Source organism: Cohnella sp. WQ 127256, from assembly GCF_024519285.1.
Lineage (GTDB): Bacteria > Bacillota > Bacilli > Paenibacillales > Paenibacillaceae > Cohnella.
Genome location: NZ_JAMZCY010000010.1, coordinates 36,941 through 53,384, shown reverse-complemented (window position 1 = coordinate 53,384; position 16,444 = coordinate 36,941). Strand labels below are relative to the sequence as shown.

The window sequence follows — 16,444 nt, the reverse complement described above, 5'->3', positions numbered from 1 at the left end:
CATTTTGAGGGGGATTGGACATGCGCATTTCGAAAAAAGCGATATCTTGGGCATTGATATCTGTATTTGCATTCAGCATGGTTCTTACAGGTTGTGGATCCAACAACAATAACAAGACTAGCACTCCTGAATCAAAAGAAACAGCAAGTCAGCCTGCCAGTGAAAAAGCTAGTGAAACAGCAACTGCATCAGCGCCAGCGGAATTGCCGCCTGTTGAATTAAATTGGTTTTTGCCAGCAGCCCCACAAAAGGACACCAAGTTAGTTGAACAAGCATTAAACGACTATTTGAAAGACAAGATCAATGCAACTGTTCACATTAACTTTGTCGATTGGGGGAGCTGGGGCGATAAGTTTCCTGTCCTACTCGCGGCAGGTTCTAATGTAGATATTATGTTCACCGCAGGCTGGAGCCAATTCGCACAAAGCGTAGCTAAAGGATATTTTGCAGATATTACAGAGCTGTTACCTAAATACGCTCCCAAAACTGTAGAAAACTTACCTAAAGTTCTATTTGAAGGCGCCAGAGTTGCAGGTAAAATCTATGCAATCCCAACAAGCAAGGAAATCGCTCATACGAATGGATTTGGTTATAGCACAGAGCTTGCTAAAAAGTATGGTTTAGAAGAGCAATTGAAGAAATTCCAGACAGAAATTCCGACGCTGGATGACCTGGAGCCTATTTTAGCGGCAGTAAAAGCACAAGACCCTAATGTCTCTCCATTAGGCGGGGTTGCATCCATGGACTTTGCTATGACATTCCTGGACTTTGATCCTGTAGGTGATCAGAACATACCCGGAAAGCTATACAAGAACAAGGATACCATCGTAGTTAACGAATACGAGACACCCGAATACAAGGCGATATTAAATACCATGCACAAGTATTACAAGGCTGGATATATTCGTAAGGATGCCACTATCGTTAAGGACGCGACACCAGATAGAAAAGGAAAGAAAGTTTTCTTAGTCGGTGGAACGACAAAGCCGCTTGCTAATGAGGAAGTAGGCGCATCCTATGGATACGAGCTTGAGCAGTTCTCTATTACAACACCATTTATTACATCCAATGACACACAGGGCTCAATGAATGCAGTAGTTGCCTCATCCAAAAATCCTGAACGGGCACTAATGTTCCTTGAGCTAGTAAATTCAGATCCTGTCGTCAACAATATTCTTAACTACGGCGTAGAAGGCACGCATTTTGTGAAAACAGATGTCGAGAACGTCATTGATTTCGCTCCTGGTTTAACTGGTCAAAATTCCGGCTATTTCCCGAATGCCTTCTGGGAATTCGGAAACCAATTTTTGAATCACTTTACAGTGGGTCAGAACACTAAGAAATGGGATTTGTTCAAGGAGTATAACGAATCCGGCGTACCAAGCAAAATACTAGGCTTTAATTTCGATGCAGAGCCTGTCAAGACAGAAATCGCTGCGGTTGCGAATGTGAAAAACGAGCTTTGGCCTAGCATTGCAACTGGAACCGTGGACCCTGTGGAATTCCTTCCTAAGTTAATTGAAAGAATGAAGCAAGCAGGCCTTGATAAGATCATTGCCGAGAAGCAGAAGCAAATCGATGCTTGGCTCGCAACAAAATAATAAAGTAGGATAAATGGAACAGACCTTCATCCACACTTCAGTGGGTTGGAGGTCTGTTCCATTTATCTGATCTATTTCGCAAATCTATGATGGCCGAACGTTGCGATCACTTCAAGACCGGACCAGAACGCGCCTTTGGATACTTTATAATTGAAGAAATAGACTGCATCCTCCACATTACTCTTCCCGTTCAAGGCATCCTTAGCAGCGCGAAGCACACTTGCATTCGGTACACTCTTATCCAACATACCATTATGAGCAACAGGAAACTGCTTTCCAGAATAAATAACATCACGGATCGTATCCGGGAACTTTGCGTTCTTCACCCTGTTAAGAACGACATTAGCTACAGCCAGCTGCCCCTCATAGGTCTCGTATCCAGCCTCCACTTGTGTAAGCTTCGCCAGCAGCATGAAGTCTTTCTCCGTGAATGATTCCGCCTCGTTAGAGAAAATAGAAGGGATCACCACCTGAAGCTTAGCCCCCACCTTGATGCTATCCGCACTTTTGAGCCCATTACGTTTTAACAACGCAGAGTCGCTAACGCCATGTTGCTTGCTGATCTCCGTCAATCCGTATTCTTCAGTTATTACAGCTGGTTGTACCGTTTCAAGCTCGGCTAATTGCTGATCTGGGTTCCACTTGACTGTTGCATGCAGTAGCTCTGCGACATTGCGAAGCGGAATATAAGTCTTTCCACTCGTAAGCAATGGTGCCACGTCCATGCGATAACGGTTTTCATTGAAATAAACGACGGGGACTCCATTACTGAGCACAATCTTGTCTCCATAAACCGTATGTATCGTCACGGATTCCGTGTCCTGGTCCCACATCGTCTTCGCGTCAAACATTTCTGCCAATTGTGCGACAGGTAAAAACAGGCTTCCATCCCGCATCAGCACCTGACCGGCTAGATTCACCTTCACGCCATCAATCTTAACAGATACATCTGGCGCTACCGTTGCTTCATCTTTCTGAGCAGCAAAGACTGCCATGGGTGAGATGCACAACAGGATTAACGTAAATATCGGTATGAGCAATCGCCCATAAATTTGCTTTGTTCTAATACTCATGTAATCCTCCCGAAAATGGTTCATGATATTAAATCGTGCATTCTGGGTCACTGTAAAAATATATCACAACTCAATGTGCTTGGTGGATTAACATTTTCACACAAATAAGAGGTTCTAAAATAGGGCGGGTTGAAACATCACGTTAATTGCAGAACAAGAGGTGGCGCAGATTTGCCTGCGCCACCTCTTGTTCCTTGCTAGAGAAACTTAATTATCTACGAATAACAACCCAGTCAAACTGAACCATGAGCAAGTAAAGGGGAACGACGATAACCTGTGCCGGAATACTTGATTAATCCCTGATCCTCCGTGAATACCTATTTAATTCTAAGGTTAATATCGCCATATATCCGAGAAGGGTAATCGGAGATGGTGAGCGTTAATGGGCTTTGATAGTTCGTTTTCTTAATATAATATTGAAAACTGTCGAATGTAGATCCCGTCATGTTAGACTCGAATGATTGACCAGAGGCATCCTTGTACTTGCTGTCGAATAAGCTGTACTGACGGTCCTTGTCGAGCGGATCATCATTTTTCAAGTGAAAGACAAGAATGCTCTGGCCATTCTCCGCACTGATGCCGATGTCATCGAGTGTGAGCCGTTCGTCCGGACGGGACAGCAGTTCTTTACGATTGAGATCTAGCTGGACCTCCAGCTTGTTTTTATCCAGTGCACGGATACTGTTCGCCCGCAAATAGAGCCGATCCGGCTTACGGAAATAGTTGCTCTGGAAGTAGAGCACAAGCCGATTCTCGCTAATGTTCGAAGCAGTTACACCATTGTTGATAGTCCCGAAGGTTTCTCCTTGCTCGTCTTCGATCCGGATATCATCAAAATGAAATAATTTCTTCGTGTTGGCCGAATCGTAAACGACCTCCAGCCCGATCCGAGTCGGATACACGGTCAATGTCCCAATGGTTATGCGCTGACCCTCAACGGTAACCGTCTGGTTGATATCATAGGTTTCCTTCAATCCCTCAAATTTGACTTTATCTACAGGTATTGCAAACTTCCATATCGGACCATTTGCGACTGTCTCGTAATCCTTACCAACCTTCAACTCCAGATCTAAGGTATCTGGAATGCCAGCCCCATCTAGCAAATTAAATTCTATCGTTCCTTGCTTGCTTACCCAATCTTCACCGAAATCCGATGCCCCGTGAGATATGGAGGTATGTTGGTTATTGACCAGCTTCACATTTTGAACATTCATGACCCGCTTCCGTCCGTCCATGTTATCCAATGTGTAAAATACAATAATCCTCGATTCATCAGCGAGAACGCCGTCTACAGTTAGCTTGATGCCGTCATGCTCATCGGAAAGACCAACATGCTGCATATAGTCATTTTCCAGCGCTAGCTGTAGGCCCTTATCGAAGTGTATCAACTGGACGAACGACCGGAGACCGGGTATATCACCGACATATGCGGCAACAGCAGGGGAGAATCGGACTGAAGCTACCAATACCAGAATAAGCAGACTTGCAATGCAGGATGTCATTCTCGTTAGCACCCGATGCCTTCTACGTTGTCGGCCAAGCTGCATACCGTTTCGAATCACCTCATCGATCTGTGGCGGGACCGGAAGTTGTTCAATATGCTCTTTCATCGCATCTAACAGAGGTAACTCCTGCCCGTCATAATTACGTTTCTCATCCATGATGTTCACTCTCCTTCTCCAGCCTCTGACGTAACCCGCCGAGAGCTTTGTGCAGCCATGTTTTGATTGTACCTTCCGGTTTCTCCAGTGTTCTTGCTATCTCAGTAATCGTTAGATCGTGATAGTATTTCAGTTGAATGACTTTTTGATAGTTGGCATCTAGCTGTTCGACCGCAGACTCTAGCAATACTTTCTCTAGCAACGCTGATTCACCGCTCGCCGTGTGCGACTCTACATTTGTAGCGGCCGCATCACGTCCTCCGTTCCTTCGAGCCCGTCTTTTTACCTCGTCCGCACAATAGTTCATTAGAATACGGATCAGCCAACTGCCGAAATAACTTGGTTCCTTTAATTTACGAATCTGCATATACGCCCGACAAGTCGCTTCCTGAACCGCTTCAAGAGCATCGGTCTCATTTTTCAAATACGTGTAAGCGATCCGATACATCTTTTCCCTATGCTGCATAATGAGGCTGTAGAAAGCCGCATCATCGCCACGCTTGGCCGCAAGAGCCAGCAATTCGTTATCCACTCGTAACCTCTCCTGCCGATTTGCTTCTATACCATTAGACTCTGCACACCGCCAAACGGTTTTATTAATTTGTAACGAAAGGCTTTTTAGTCCTACATATAAGAAAAACCTTGATATACCAGTGGTTTGGTACATCAAAGTATAACAAGAAATGCTATGTAATTGAGTGTTCTAAAAACATTCCATTCACTTCCCAATAACCTTCCTAGCCGCTACATGCGCCATCCTATGGAGAGCATTATTCCTTTTATGCTTGCTGTTCATAACCTTCACTCTCACTTCGACATCAGGAAATCTAATTTGCAATTTGGTGAGAGCTACTGTGATTTGATTTGTTATCTCTTCATAGGAGGGCTTGGAGAACTGATCTTTCGACAGCAGCCGCGCTATGCAGCTACAGTCCGTAAAGACAATAGCGATTTTCGGACGATGCTCCGTCAAGGCTTCTCCGAGAATTTCAAGACTATATGTAATGGCTAATAATTCACCATAAACAGAATCCCCTATAGGCTCGAACCCTATTTTTTCCGCGGATACTTGGATCGTTCTGTTATAGACCAAGCAGCAAGCTATACCGCAATCCGTACGCTCCTCGTGACCAGAGTAATCACAATACAAGTGAATCATACCCTTGTTGTAAATATTCTGCCTAAGGCAAGGAGTGGCATATGCCCTCTTAATCAAAGCTTGAAGGGTGAAATCCATACTGCCCCATCTCCTTCATAATTGTGTTTGAAATAAAAGAAGGAGCCCATGATAGGCTCCAACTTTCGACGGTGGTTGATTGTTATTGCCGAGTCTCAGACATCACACTTCGCGATAATAGATCACTTGGGTAAAACCTGTGTTCAGAGATACTCTGCGGCACAACCCCTCGCTTCCTAATTAAGCTAAGTGATTAGATAAGTTCCTCCTGCAGCCCTTGCACCAAACGGTCCAATGGAACCACACCTCTCTTACACCGTCCACATTATTTTGCAACATAAGCTCCGAAAATATTCATGAGGGTTGTAACAATTTCAAGCATAGGTGGAGAATAGTCCCCACTGGTAATTTCAATTAGAAGCTGTGCATACTCCTTGCAATCTTGAATCTTCTCGTCAGACCAATTTCTAGTCCGTAATCTCATCTCAAGAGTGCCTACATCACAATGCAGGTTTAGGTAGAAAATGTGCGTGAAGATAAAATCTTATATTTCATAACCTAGCCAAAAAAAAGAAACCACCTCTTATCGAAGTGATTTCTGATTCTGATCTATCTAAGCGCGACTTACGTAAAACGGCAATTTTTCGATGCCAGCTAGACGCAAATAGACAAACAATTGACCTTTATGATGGATTTCATGATCCTTAGCGTTCTGCAGCAAAATGCTGCCCGGCGCCGCATTACCGAAGAAATCGATTGATTGCTCCAATTGCTCCGGAGTGATCGATCTCAGGATCGCTTCAGTTTGTTCGGTATCCGCTGCAATATTGGCCTTAAGTTCCTCGATTGTCTCGAAGGGCTTCGGTTGACCAGAAGGCGTATAGGCTCCGTTCTTCACCGTCGACGCGAACATGCCCATCGCTCCAGTAATATGCAGTACAAGCCCCGATAGTGACATCCCAGTCTCCCATGGCTTCATGGAAAGCTGCTCGGTAGTTACTTCCTCCAGCATTTCGTGCAGTACTTTACGATGGTTTAGCCAATCCTTGATAAATTTATCCATACTTGTCATTACGCGTGATCTCCTTGGTATTTATGAGGTAGCCATCAAGCAATGACGGCATTATTCATTATAAAGGACTGGAAGCTTCATTTCATCTTTCCTGAGCAGCTTCAAGCGCAAGCTTCCGTTCCTGGTTTCTCATGATAACCAAGTTTCGAATATAAATTAGAATACCCGGAACTTGACCAACGATAAAAACAGGATCTTTGCGATAAATGGCATAAGCAGATAATACACTGCTTCCAAGTATACTGAATGTCCAGAAGGAACGGGTGACTACACTTTTCTTCGCCCTCTCACTTGCAATCCACTGAATAACAAACCTGCCTGTGAACATCAATTGTCCAAAAAAACCAATTATAATCCAGCGAAACTCCGTTGTTCCAAGCATGCTGTAAAATGACATCCACATCTTACTCACTCCTAGCCTCGTAATGTATGGCACGCTTTCGTAACCATCCAATTACAATTGCATCCATCAAACCCACAAAGGCGCGATTCATCACACCGTACTTCGAAGTACCATATTGCCGTTCTCTGTGATCGACAGGTACTTCCACTACGGTATAACCATTCATTCTAGCCAGTGTAGGCATGAATCGATGGAATCCTTCATACAAATGCAGACTTTCAGCGACTTCCCGTTTGAAGAGCTTCATTGGACAGCCCGTATCCTCGATGACATCCCCAGTTATCCAATTCCTTACGCCGTTCCCGATTCGTGAGGATATCTTTTTGAGAAAGGTATCCTTACGCTTGGTTCTCCAGCCGTTTGCGAAATCAAATTCAGTTAAATAGGGCATTAAAGTAAAAAAGTCTTTAGGATCCGTTTGCAAATCTGCATCTATCAAACCAATATACTTGCCGCTCGCTTTCTTAATTCCAGCTTGAATAGCTGCTGTTTGCCCGCAGTTCTTCCGGAAATGAATTACTTTTACACAAGGGTCTTCTAGAGCCAGGTCATCTAATTTACGTTCAGTTCCATCTGTACTCCCATCGTTCACAAGAATGATTTCGTAGCCAGCTGTCTTATCTTTTACAGCTTCTGTGATGCTATTATAGAGCCCTGCGATATTCTCGACTTCATTATAAATAGGCACCACCACAGAAAGCTCTACCATTCGTAGCCACCCCCTTTATACCAAGATACAAAAGCCTGTAGCCCTTCTCTAAAAGTCGTCATAGGCTCATAGCCAATCATGTTCTGAGCTTTGGAAATATCAGCATATGTTCTATCGACATCCCCAGGTTGCTTAGGTAATTTGTGCAATATCGTCTTTTTGCCTAATTCTTGAGCAATATCTTCCACCATGCTTGCAAGTGAATGAGTTTGATTGCCGCCCAAGTTAAGGATTTGATACACATTTTGCTGTTGTTCAACATATTCGATAGAGCCTTTAATTCCATTAATAATATCTTTGATATAGGTATAATCCCTATACGTTGATCCATCACCATAGAAAGGGATTTCCAAGCCTTGATCTATCAAGGCAGTAAATTTATGAATCGCAAGATCGGGACGCTGCCTTTCCCCGAACACAGTGAAAAAACGAAGCATGATTGTATCTATTCCATACTGGTGATGGTAGATATGACCCAAGAGCTCACAGCTCTTCTTCGTCATCGCATAGACTGAGATCGGACTTTCAACTGCATCGTCTTCGGCAAAAGGCACCTTTGCGTTTGTTCCATATACAGAAGATGATGAGGCGCAAATCCACTTCCTGATCCCATGCTTTCTCATTAACTCCAGGATGTGAAGCGTGCCTTTTACATTAACCTCTTCAGCTTCATACGGATTGTCCATGGAAGCTCTGACACCTGGATAGGCAGCTAAGTGTACAACCACATCAATCCTCGAGGTTTGGAAAATATGCTCCATACTGTCCATGCAACGAATATCCGTGAGCTCTAGACGATATCGATCCCCATTCACTCTCTGGAGCAACAGCTGCAAATCATCCTTTTTATTACGAAATGTAAATTCCGTGTCCATCCCCAGTGATTCAAGAACATTAATTACTTTTCTCTGATAGCTGTAATTGTCCGCAAAGGAATCCACATTAATAATATGATGGCCTTCCTTCAACAAAGCCTCACATAAATGAGAACCGATAAACCCGGCCCCTCCGGTAATGAGATAGACTGACATACGCTTCTCTCCTTATTTCAAGCCCACAGGTTGATAATCAAATTGCTTGCGAATCGTTTGGTGATTAACAAACTGGTTTCTCAAATCAAACCATAGATTCCCTCTCATCGATGTCTTAATAAGGTTTAAGTTTAGCGTATTAAATTGCGGCCATTCGGTTAGAATGACAACCGCATCCGCTGCCAGCACACATTCGTATTCGTCTTCGCAATAATGAATTTGATATTCAAGCTGCTTAAATAAAAGCTTGATCTTCGTCATTCCTCCGGGGCAATAGGCTCTAATCGTTGCGCCCTTTGCAAGCAGTTCACGAATAATATGAACACTGGGAGCATCGCGTATATCGTCCGTTTTTGGTTTAAAGGATAATCCCAGGATAGATATAATCATTCCCTTCAGGCTCCCTTTTGGAGATAACGCATTCGCGATTCTTTCAACCATTTGTACTTTTTGTCTCTCATTTGCCTCAATAGCTGCCTTTACCGTGTGCAAGGGTTCTCCATAATGATTAGCAAAGCTCACAATAGCTGCTGTATCTTTGGGGAAGCAACTGCCCCCATAACCAGCACCAGGCTGAAGATATTGAGGTCCAATTCGTGGATCAAAGCCCATAGCTTGCGCAATATCCATGATGTTAGCACCCGTTTTCTCAGCTAATAGAGCAAATTCATTAATAAAAGAAATCTTCGTAGCCAGAAAAGCGTTGGAGGCATACTTAATCATTTCCGCAGTCTCAAAATCGGTGTATATAAAAGGAACCCGACGCTCCTTATATTTTTTATAGATAATATTCATTATTTTTTTCGCCTGAAGGCTATGTGAACCGATAACAATCCGCTTCGGAAGAAGCATATCCTGAACGGCTGTTCCTTCACTCAGAAATTCCGGATTGAAAACGATTTCAACACGGAATTTAACTCCCCTAGTTGCAAGATGATCTATCATTGTTTGCTCAATGAGCCTTGTACTTCCTACAGGTACTGTCGACTTGATAACGACAACTTTGTCTTCATTCATATAAGCAGCAATCATATGCGCAGCCTCTTCAACAAAGGAGAGATCAGCCTCCCCATTTTCTGTTGTCGGGGTACCCACTGTAATAAAGATGACTTTACTTGATTCGATCATCAGCTTGATATTATTGGAGAAAGTAATAAATCCAGCCTGAATTGCCCTTTCCATATGGTTATGAAGATCTGGTTCGTAAAAGGGGATTGTTCCTTCATTCAGCAAATCTAGTTTCTGATGGTCAATATCCGTACATATGATTTTCATTCCAAAGTTAGCAAGACCTACACCATGAACAAGACCCAAATATCCTGTTCCCAATAAGCCAATAGTCATCATATATGTACTCCTTATCCATCACATAGATGGGGACTCCGCTGATCATAGGCTAGCATATGCCGTTCTTTCTTCCTTCATTCACTAGAGAATACTTGGAATTAAGCAAGCAGCTGTAACCTATGTGATCCGCCGAGTCCCTCTGAATCATCCCATGCTCTTCTTTGTTAACCTATCTGCTTCTTTGTGAATTTTACTCCGACTTCTTTTTCCACTGCCTGCCCCTTACGTTTAATGAAGAAAGAGAGCACCAGACCGACAATTCCGATTCCAATAATGAAAAGGTAAGCATCATTAATCCCCTGAATCGACGCCTCCACCATCATATCCTTCGGCGATCCGCCAGCGGCGACCATATCCTCAAGATGAGTTTTGGTACTGGTCGTCATAACCGTGACGAGCAGAGAGGTGCCTATCGCACCTGCTACCTGCTTGATGGTATTGGAGATGGCAGTACCATGCGCATTCAATCTTGCAGGTAGTTGGTTTAAGCCAGCCGTTGTGATTGGCATTAGAAACATAGCCATCCCGAAGCGTCGTCCTGTGGACATCAGAACCAAATACGTATAACTGGTGGAATCGGTCAAATTAACGAAGCCGATTGTTGTCACGATCGTAATCGTCATCCCGATAATGGACAGCCACTTCGCTCCAAACCGATCGAACAGCTTGCCTGTCACCGGCATCATAATTCCCATCAGAAGTGCACCAGGAAGCATGAGAAGTCCGGACTCCATAGCTGTATATCCACGTGCGCTCTGCAAATACAATGGAAGCAGCATCATATCTGCATACATGACCATCGTAACCGCAATATTAATCACGGTCGTCAGGGAGAACATGCTGTATTTGAATGCTCTAAGATCAAGAAGTGGGCTCTTGGAGACCAGCTGCCGCCAGACGAACAAAATCAAGGAGATTACACTTACGACAAGAAGTAAAATCACTTCCGTACTTGACCAGCCCTTGCTTCCAGCACTGCTGCAACCGTATAGTAGAGCACCAAATCCGATTGTTGAGAGAATGGCACCCCAAACGTCAATTTTGGGATAAGTTCGTTCAGCCACATTTTTCAGATAGATAAAGGCGACCACAATAACCATAACGACAAACGGGATCATTCCATAAAACATGGTTTGCCAAGAGTAATGCTCCATGATATACCCGGCGATTGCAGGTCCGATAGCAGGGGCGAATATAATGGCTAAACCGACCATTCCCATTGCTGCTCCTCGCTTGTTTGGAGGGAAGACCGTCAAGATAACGTTCATTAGCAGTGGCATAATAATACCGGCGCCAGCTGCTTGAATCAGGCGGCCAATTAGCAACATGTCGAAGCCTTGCGCAACTGCCGAAATAATCGTTCCTGCGAGAAAAACAATCATGGAAGTCTGAAAAAGCTCACGGGTAGTAAATCGTTGCATTAGAAATGCGGTGATCGGAATAAGAACACCATTTACCAGCATATAGCCGGTTGTCAGCCATTGGGCTGTAGACGCCGCAATGTCGAAGTCAACCATCAGCTCCGGCAGGGCGACGCTCATGATGGTTTGATTCAATACAGCAATGAACGCCCCCACAATCATGACAAACATCAGTGGGCCTTTCTTAATGGAACTAATGTCAAAGGCTAAACTTTTACTCATCATTCTCAATCCCTTCAAATTCATCGAACTAATAATAAACACTGTGTAGCATAATGAACTAATCGTAAATCATCATAAATCTCTAGCTTACATTTCACAAGCGACAGACTTTTGAATAAATGTTTATTAGTTTACGGTTTGATTTAATCTGTCGTTTACATGAAAAACATTATACAAATGAAGGTGAAAGTGTAGCTCAGAGTTGAAATCACAGCCATCCGCACGAGTAAGCTATTTCTGTAGTCTACTTTTTACATCAGAAAAAGGGGCTGTCCCATAAGTTATCTCTATGGTCAGCCTCTATATAAATCTGAAGCCAATAACGTTATGGAGTAATGTTATTCAGGTGCTCAACCCCACATCATTCGGTCGATAGAGTGATGCTATAACGTTATTCTTCCAAATCTGCCTTCAAAACGTAAATTTGAAGCAAATAGCGTTATGGCGTAATGTTATTCAGGTACTCAACTCCATTATTCGATCAATAGAGTGATGCCATAACGTTATTACTCCAAATCCACCTCCAAACTTGTGTCCTAGGCCAAGAGGCTATCCCGTCAAGAAAGCAGCAATTGACCAAAGACGAAAAAAAGTTGGTATAGGAATAGACCACTCCTGCACCAACTTTTTTCGTTTTGGGACAGCCCCTTCTCTAGTTGTTACCCGCTCTGCGCAGCTCCAGCCACTCGAATGATGCGAATACGTCGGGAACCGCTCGTAACTCCAATACCCAAGAGCCCGAATATTGGAACTTGCGAATCAGAGTCAATACCCCTTCAAGGGGCACTGTCCCCGCTCCAAGCTGGAGATGATCATCTTTCTCTCCCTTATTATCGCTAAGATGAAGGCTGATCACATAGGGCAGCAGATATTGAAGAGACATTAAGCATTGACCCTTGCCGGTTAGATGCGCATGGCCCACATCAAAAACGATGCGGACACGCGGAGAATCCACTTTTTGCACGACATGCTTGAGGAATGAGGCTTCTACTCCCAACAGCCCCGGATAAGGAGGTACATTTTCTAAAGCGATAATGACCTCATATCCTTCCGTAGCTTTCAAAACCTTCTGTAAGAAGGAAACAACACGGTTCGCTGCTTCATTATCGTTCTCGTACGGATCGTCTAAGTTCTCCTCCCGTTCGCCGGGATGGACAACTACGTAAGCACAACCGAGTTCTTCGGCAATTCGCATGGTCCGCTGCAGTAAGGCTGCTGAGGCAAGAATGGTTTCCGTGTCAGAGGAAGCCGGATTACAGCCCGTAATGGGAGCATGGAGAGACCAGCTTATCCCGTTATCTTGTCCAATCTGTTTAAGCCAGGCCATTCGCTCCTCAGACCAATCTAGCAATTCACCATGACGACCCTCGCACATAATCTCAACGGCCTTCCAGCCCCCGTCAACCAATTCAACCACCGTTTCTCGTAGGGGCTTTTCGATCCAAGCATAGGTAGAAACGAAATAATCGCGGCTCGCAGACATTGTCATCCTCCTATCTTTTCTCTAGGATAAGCCCGAATCACTTAATTCCCGAATGAATGAAGCTGTTCATGAACTGTCGTTGAAATAGCAGGAACCCGATCAGCAGCGGAGCGATGACGAGTAGCGTCGCCGCACTGACCTCCGTCCACTGCGCTCCTATTTCGAATGACTGTGCAAAAATGGCTAGTCCTACCGTAAGCGGACGGTTTTCTACGGAATTGGTCACAATAAGCGGCCACAAGAAATTGTTCCAATGATAGCTAACCGATACGAGACCAAATGCGACATATGTCGGCCGAGACAGCGGAAAATAAATCTTCCACAAAATCGTCCACTTCGAATAGCCCTCAATTTCGGCTGCCTCATCCAGCTCCGGCGGAATCGTCTTAAACATCTGCCGCAGGAGAAAGATCCCGAAGGCCGATGCGAAATAAGGAAGCATGATTCCAAGCTTCGTATCTAGTAGAAATAATTCCTTTAGCACGTTATAGTTCGGGAAAATCAGCACATCAGCAGGAATCATAATTTGTACAAGAAACAGCATGAAGACCACATTTTTTGCCATAAACTCTAATCGGGCAAAAGCGAAAGCTGCCATCGTAGCCGTCAGCATCTGTACGGCGAATACGCACACGACGATGATAATGGTATTGATGTAATACTGTGCAAACGGCGCCGCCGACCAAACGTTAGCAAAGTTATCAAGCGTGAAATCTAGCGAGAATGACGGTGACAACGCAATTTCCCTAGGACGGAAAGCGGTAACCGTCATCCATAGAAGAGGAACGAGCCACAATGCGGCACAACCATATAGAAGCCATCGGCTTATTTTCAATTTTTTGAGCAGCATAAGATCGCCTTTCTCTTCCTTAGCGGTAGTGGATTTTTTTATCGAGCCCAAAAAAGTTAAGCGTCGCGAACAGCAGCAGCACTCCAATCATAACAACCGTTAAGGTCGAAGCCATTCCCTGATCCCAGAAGCTGAAGGCCGATTCGTAAATGTAATAAAGCAGCAAATTGCTAGCATTATTCGGTCCACCCTTGGTCATAATCATGATGTGATCGACCAGCTTAAAAGAGTTCGTCAGCGCTACAATGGAAACAAACAGCGTCGTAGGCATGAGCAGCGGAAAGGTGATTTTGCGGAATACCGTCCAACGTCCCACACCATCTACCTGCGCCGATTCATATAAATCGTGAGGGATATTTTGCAGTCCCGCCAAGAAGAAGATCATAAAATAGCCAGCTTCTTTCCAAACGACCATAATAACCATCGCCCACATTACATATTGCGGCGATCCTAGCCAATTGATATCACCTTGTCCAATACTTTTCATTAATCTGCTGAGCAGTCCGTATTGAGGCGTATAAATGAAGAGCCATACGTTGGCAACAGCAATCATCGGGATCATCGTCGGGTAGAAAAAGGAAATACGAACCATACTCGTTCCCCGCATCGCTTTATTGCAATAGATCGCCATCAGTATTGCCAGTATTATAGATGTCGGGACCGTTCCAATGGCAAACCACAGGTTATTGGACATCACCTTCCAGAAAACCTCATCGCCTATCAGATTCGTGTAATTATCGAGCCCTATAAAGACCGGCACCAATGTGGCCAAATCTGCTTGAAATAAGCTAAGCTTGACGGTTTTGGCAATCGGATAAAAGGTAAAGAGGAATAAAAAAAGCAGTGAAGGCAGAAGTAGCAGCCAGGCAAAAGTATTTGTTTTCCAATGAAACCTAAACCTTCTGTTGTCCAATCGGGTACCTCCTAACATACGTGTTGGAAAAGAAAGGGGCATGGCACCGCGACGGAACTCCGTAAAGATGCCGCCCAGTGCCACGCCCCCCGCTTCTACAAATCTGTTACTTATTAAATGGAGCCAGCGCTTTATCCGCTTCTTCCTGAGCTTTGTTCAATGCTTCCTCTGGCGTCATGCTGCCGGTCAGAACGGCTTGGATAGGATCGCTCAAAGCTTTAATGACCTTGCCGTTATTATGGGTTGACAGCTCGGCTGCAGCATATTCAAGCTGATCACGGGCAACTAGAGCCGCAGGGAAATCAGTGGTGTACTTCTTCATCCGCTCGGTTTCGTAAGCTGATTTTTTGACAGCTACGTAGCCGGTATCCATACTCCACTGCGCCGCACGCTCCGTTTCCGTCATGAACTGCACGAATTTCCAAGCCGCATCCTGCTTCTTCTTGTCGATATCTTTGAAAATGTACATATTGCCCCCACCCGTCGGGCTTCCGTAGCTTTTGTTCTTCGGTAGGAAGCTAACGCCAAAATTGAACTTGGCATTTTTCTTAACGTTAGATAGGTTTCCTGTCGTGTGGTACATCATGGCCGTCTTGCCCTCCAGGAAGTCGGAAGGTACGGTTCCCCACTCAGTTACTCCTTCAGGGACAACCTTATCCTTCTTTGCTAGATCGCTCCAATATTGCAAGCCTTCAATATTTTCGGGCGTATTAAACATAACCTTCTTGCCATCCTCGCTCATCAAGTTGTTTCCGTTTTGCAGTGCGAAGGTTTGCAGCATCCAGTAGGCGTAGCCTGATACGGGAATTTCCAAGCCCCAAGTACCATCCTTAGTCAGTTTTTTGGCATAATCCCTCATCTCGTCCCATGTCTGCGGTGCCTTCTCCGGATCTAGACCAGCTGCTTGAAACAGGTCCTTGTTGTAGTACAAGACGATGGTGCTGCGTTGGAACGGAATGCTGTACGTTTTGCCGCCAGTTTGGGAATTGGATAGGAATGCCGGGTAGAAGTCTGACAAATACGAATCTCCGCCTTCCTCGGCAATATAATCATCGAGAGGGATAATCGCATCCATATCCAGCAAGCTGAATAGCTCCGTCGATTGCAGCACAGCGACATCAGGTGGATTCTTGCTCTGCACCCCCGCCTGTGTTTTGACAGCGGTATCTGCATAACTGCCTGTGTAAACCGGCTTGATTGTAATATTAGGATTCTGCTTCGTAAATTCCTGTGCCATGCCTTCCACTGTAGCGGTTAGCGGGCCTCCTACAGCAATTGGATAATAGAAGGTAAGCTCGACCTTTTCATCTTTATTTGTTTCATTTACTGCCGTAGAAGGAGATACTGTTGCCGATGACTGATCCTCAGGGGCAGCCGTGTTGTTAGAGCAAGCCGTAATAGATAACATAAGACATAAGGAAGCTAAAATCGTTTTATTTGACATATTCGAGATTAGACGCATAGTATTCTCTCCTTCAAAA

General features: G+C 44.5%; 15 protein-coding genes. 1 reads left to right on the top strand and 14 read right to left on the bottom strand.

Annotated features, from left to right (window positions below; all coding sequences use genetic code 11):
* Window positions 1-20: 20 nt before the first annotated feature.
* Window positions 21-1,601, top strand: coding sequence for an ABC transporter substrate-binding protein (locus M1K58_RS25135; RefSeq protein WP_256761638.1), 1,581 nt, complete (start codon window positions 21-23; stop codon window positions 1,599-1,601).
* Between the two features lie 71 nt (window positions 1,602-1,672).
* Here the strand turns inward: M1K58_RS25135 and M1K58_RS25130 are convergent, their stop codons facing one another.
* The 14 genes from M1K58_RS25130 to M1K58_RS25065 form a co-directional block, all read right to left on the bottom strand.
* On the bottom strand, window positions 1,673-2,674 hold the full coding sequence (locus M1K58_RS25130; RefSeq protein ID WP_256761637.1) for a cell wall hydrolase: 1,002 nt from the start codon (window positions 2,672-2,674) through the stop codon (window positions 1,673-1,675).
* A gap of 317 nt (window positions 2,675-2,991) precedes the next feature.
* The gene (locus tag M1K58_RS25125) at window positions 2,992-4,335 is read right to left on the bottom strand and encodes a DUF4179 domain-containing protein (protein WP_256761636.1); all 1,344 of its coding nucleotides are present in this window, start codon (window positions 4,333-4,335) and stop codon (window positions 2,992-2,994) included.
* A complete protein-coding gene (locus M1K58_RS25120) occupies window positions 4,328-4,867 on the bottom strand; it encodes a sigma-70 family RNA polymerase sigma factor (protein ID WP_256761635.1) in 540 nt (179 codons plus the stop codon). The genes M1K58_RS25125 and M1K58_RS25120 overlap by 8 nt, the downstream gene beginning before the upstream one ends.
* 186 nt (window positions 4,868-5,053) lie before the next feature.
* Window positions 5,054-5,572 carry a hypothetical protein gene (locus M1K58_RS25115; protein ID WP_256761634.1) on the bottom strand — a complete coding sequence of 173 codons (519 nt, stop codon included), beginning with the start codon at window positions 5,570-5,572 and terminating at the stop codon, window positions 5,054-5,056.
* Between the two features lie 553 nt (window positions 5,573-6,125).
* A complete protein-coding gene (locus tag M1K58_RS25110) occupies window positions 6,126-6,584 on the bottom strand; it encodes a DinB family protein (protein ID WP_256761633.1) in 459 nt (152 codons plus the stop codon).
* An 82-nt stretch (window positions 6,585-6,666) separates the two neighbouring features.
* Window positions 6,667-6,987, bottom strand: a complete 321-nt coding sequence (locus M1K58_RS25105; RefSeq protein WP_256761632.1) for a lipid-A-disaccharide synthase N-terminal domain-containing protein — start codon at window positions 6,985-6,987, stop codon at window positions 6,667-6,669.
* Between the two features lies 1 nt (window position 6,988).
* A complete protein-coding gene (locus tag M1K58_RS25100; protein WP_256761631.1) occupies window positions 6,989-7,696 on the bottom strand; it encodes a glycosyltransferase family 2 protein in 708 nt (235 codons plus the stop codon).
* Window positions 7,690-8,727 carry a GDP-mannose 4,6-dehydratase gene (locus tag M1K58_RS25095; protein ID WP_256761630.1) on the bottom strand — a complete coding sequence of 346 codons (1,038 nt, stop codon included), beginning with the start codon at window positions 8,725-8,727 and terminating at the stop codon, window positions 7,690-7,692. Before M1K58_RS25095 ends, M1K58_RS25100 begins: the two co-directional genes overlap by 7 nt.
* A gap of 12 nt (window positions 8,728-8,739) precedes the next feature.
* Complete coding sequence (locus tag M1K58_RS25090; protein WP_256761629.1) at window positions 8,740-10,074, bottom strand: UDP-glucose dehydrogenase family protein; 1,335 nt, start codon at window positions 10,072-10,074, stop codon at window positions 8,740-8,742.
* 164 nt (window positions 10,075-10,238) lie between these two features.
* Window positions 10,239-11,717, bottom strand: a complete 1,479-nt coding sequence (locus M1K58_RS25085; protein ID WP_256761834.1) for a DHA2 family efflux MFS transporter permease subunit — start codon at window positions 11,715-11,717, stop codon at window positions 10,239-10,241.
* A gap of 652 nt (window positions 11,718-12,369) precedes the next feature.
* Window positions 12,370-13,200, bottom strand: coding sequence for a sugar phosphate isomerase/epimerase family protein (locus M1K58_RS25080; protein WP_256761628.1), 831 nt, complete (start codon window positions 13,198-13,200; stop codon window positions 12,370-12,372).
* A 37-nt stretch (window positions 13,201-13,237) separates the two neighbouring features.
* Window positions 13,238-14,050, bottom strand: coding sequence for a carbohydrate ABC transporter permease (locus M1K58_RS25075; protein WP_256761627.1), 813 nt, complete (start codon window positions 14,048-14,050; stop codon window positions 13,238-13,240).
* Window positions 14,051-14,069: 19 nt separating this feature from the next.
* Window positions 14,070-14,963: a carbohydrate ABC transporter permease gene (locus M1K58_RS25070; RefSeq protein WP_256761626.1), complete on the bottom strand. Its 894-nt coding sequence runs from the start codon at window positions 14,961-14,963 to the stop codon at window positions 14,070-14,072.
* Between the two features lie 106 nt (window positions 14,964-15,069).
* Window positions 15,070-16,425, bottom strand: a complete 1,356-nt coding sequence (locus M1K58_RS25065; protein WP_256761625.1) for an ABC transporter substrate-binding protein — start codon at window positions 16,423-16,425, stop codon at window positions 15,070-15,072.
* Window positions 16,426-16,444 lie beyond the last annotated feature (19 nt).

Excerpts from the sequence above, each read along its gene's own strand:
- M1K58_RS25065 (WP_256761625.1), bottom strand. The coding sequence starts at position 16,425 with ATGCGTCTAATCTCGAATATGTCAAATAAAACGATTTTAGCTTCCTTA.
- M1K58_RS25080 (WP_256761628.1), bottom strand. The coding sequence starts at position 13,200 with ATGTCTGCGAGCCGCGATTATTTCGTTTCTACCTATGCTTGGATCGAA.
- M1K58_RS25090 (WP_256761629.1), bottom strand. The coding sequence starts at position 10,074 with ATGATGACTATTGGCTTATTGGGAACAGGATATTTGGGTCTTGTTCAT.
- M1K58_RS25075 (WP_256761627.1), bottom strand. The coding sequence starts at position 14,050 with ATGCTGCTCAAAAAATTGAAAATAAGCCGATGGCTTCTATATGGTTGT.
- M1K58_RS25135 (WP_256761638.1), top strand. The coding sequence starts at position 21 with ATGCGCATTTCGAAAAAAGCGATATCTTGGGCATTGATATCTGTATTT.
- M1K58_RS25115 (WP_256761634.1), bottom strand. The coding sequence starts at position 5,572 with ATGGATTTCACCCTTCAAGCTTTGATTAAGAGGGCATATGCCACTCCT.
- M1K58_RS25100 (WP_256761631.1), bottom strand. The coding sequence starts at position 7,696 with ATGGTAGAGCTTTCTGTGGTGGTGCCTATTTATAATGAAGTCGAGAAT.
- M1K58_RS25110 (WP_256761633.1), bottom strand. The coding sequence starts at position 6,584 with ATGACAAGTATGGATAAATTTATCAAGGATTGGCTAAACCATCGTAAA.
- M1K58_RS25085 (WP_256761834.1), bottom strand. The coding sequence starts at position 11,717 with ATGAGTAAAAGTTTAGCCTTTGACATTAGTTCCATTAAGAAAGGCCCA.
- M1K58_RS25105 (WP_256761632.1), bottom strand. The coding sequence starts at position 6,987 with ATGTGGATGTCATTTTACAGCATGCTTGGAACAACGGAGTTTCGCTGG.
- M1K58_RS25130 (WP_256761637.1), bottom strand. The coding sequence starts at position 2,674 with ATGAGTATTAGAACAAAGCAAATTTATGGGCGATTGCTCATACCGATA.
- M1K58_RS25095 (WP_256761630.1), bottom strand. The coding sequence starts at position 8,727 with ATGTCAGTCTATCTCATTACCGGAGGGGCCGGGTTTATCGGTTCTCAT.
- M1K58_RS25125 (WP_256761636.1), bottom strand. The coding sequence starts at position 4,335 with ATGGATGAGAAACGTAATTATGACGGGCAGGAGTTACCTCTGTTAGAT.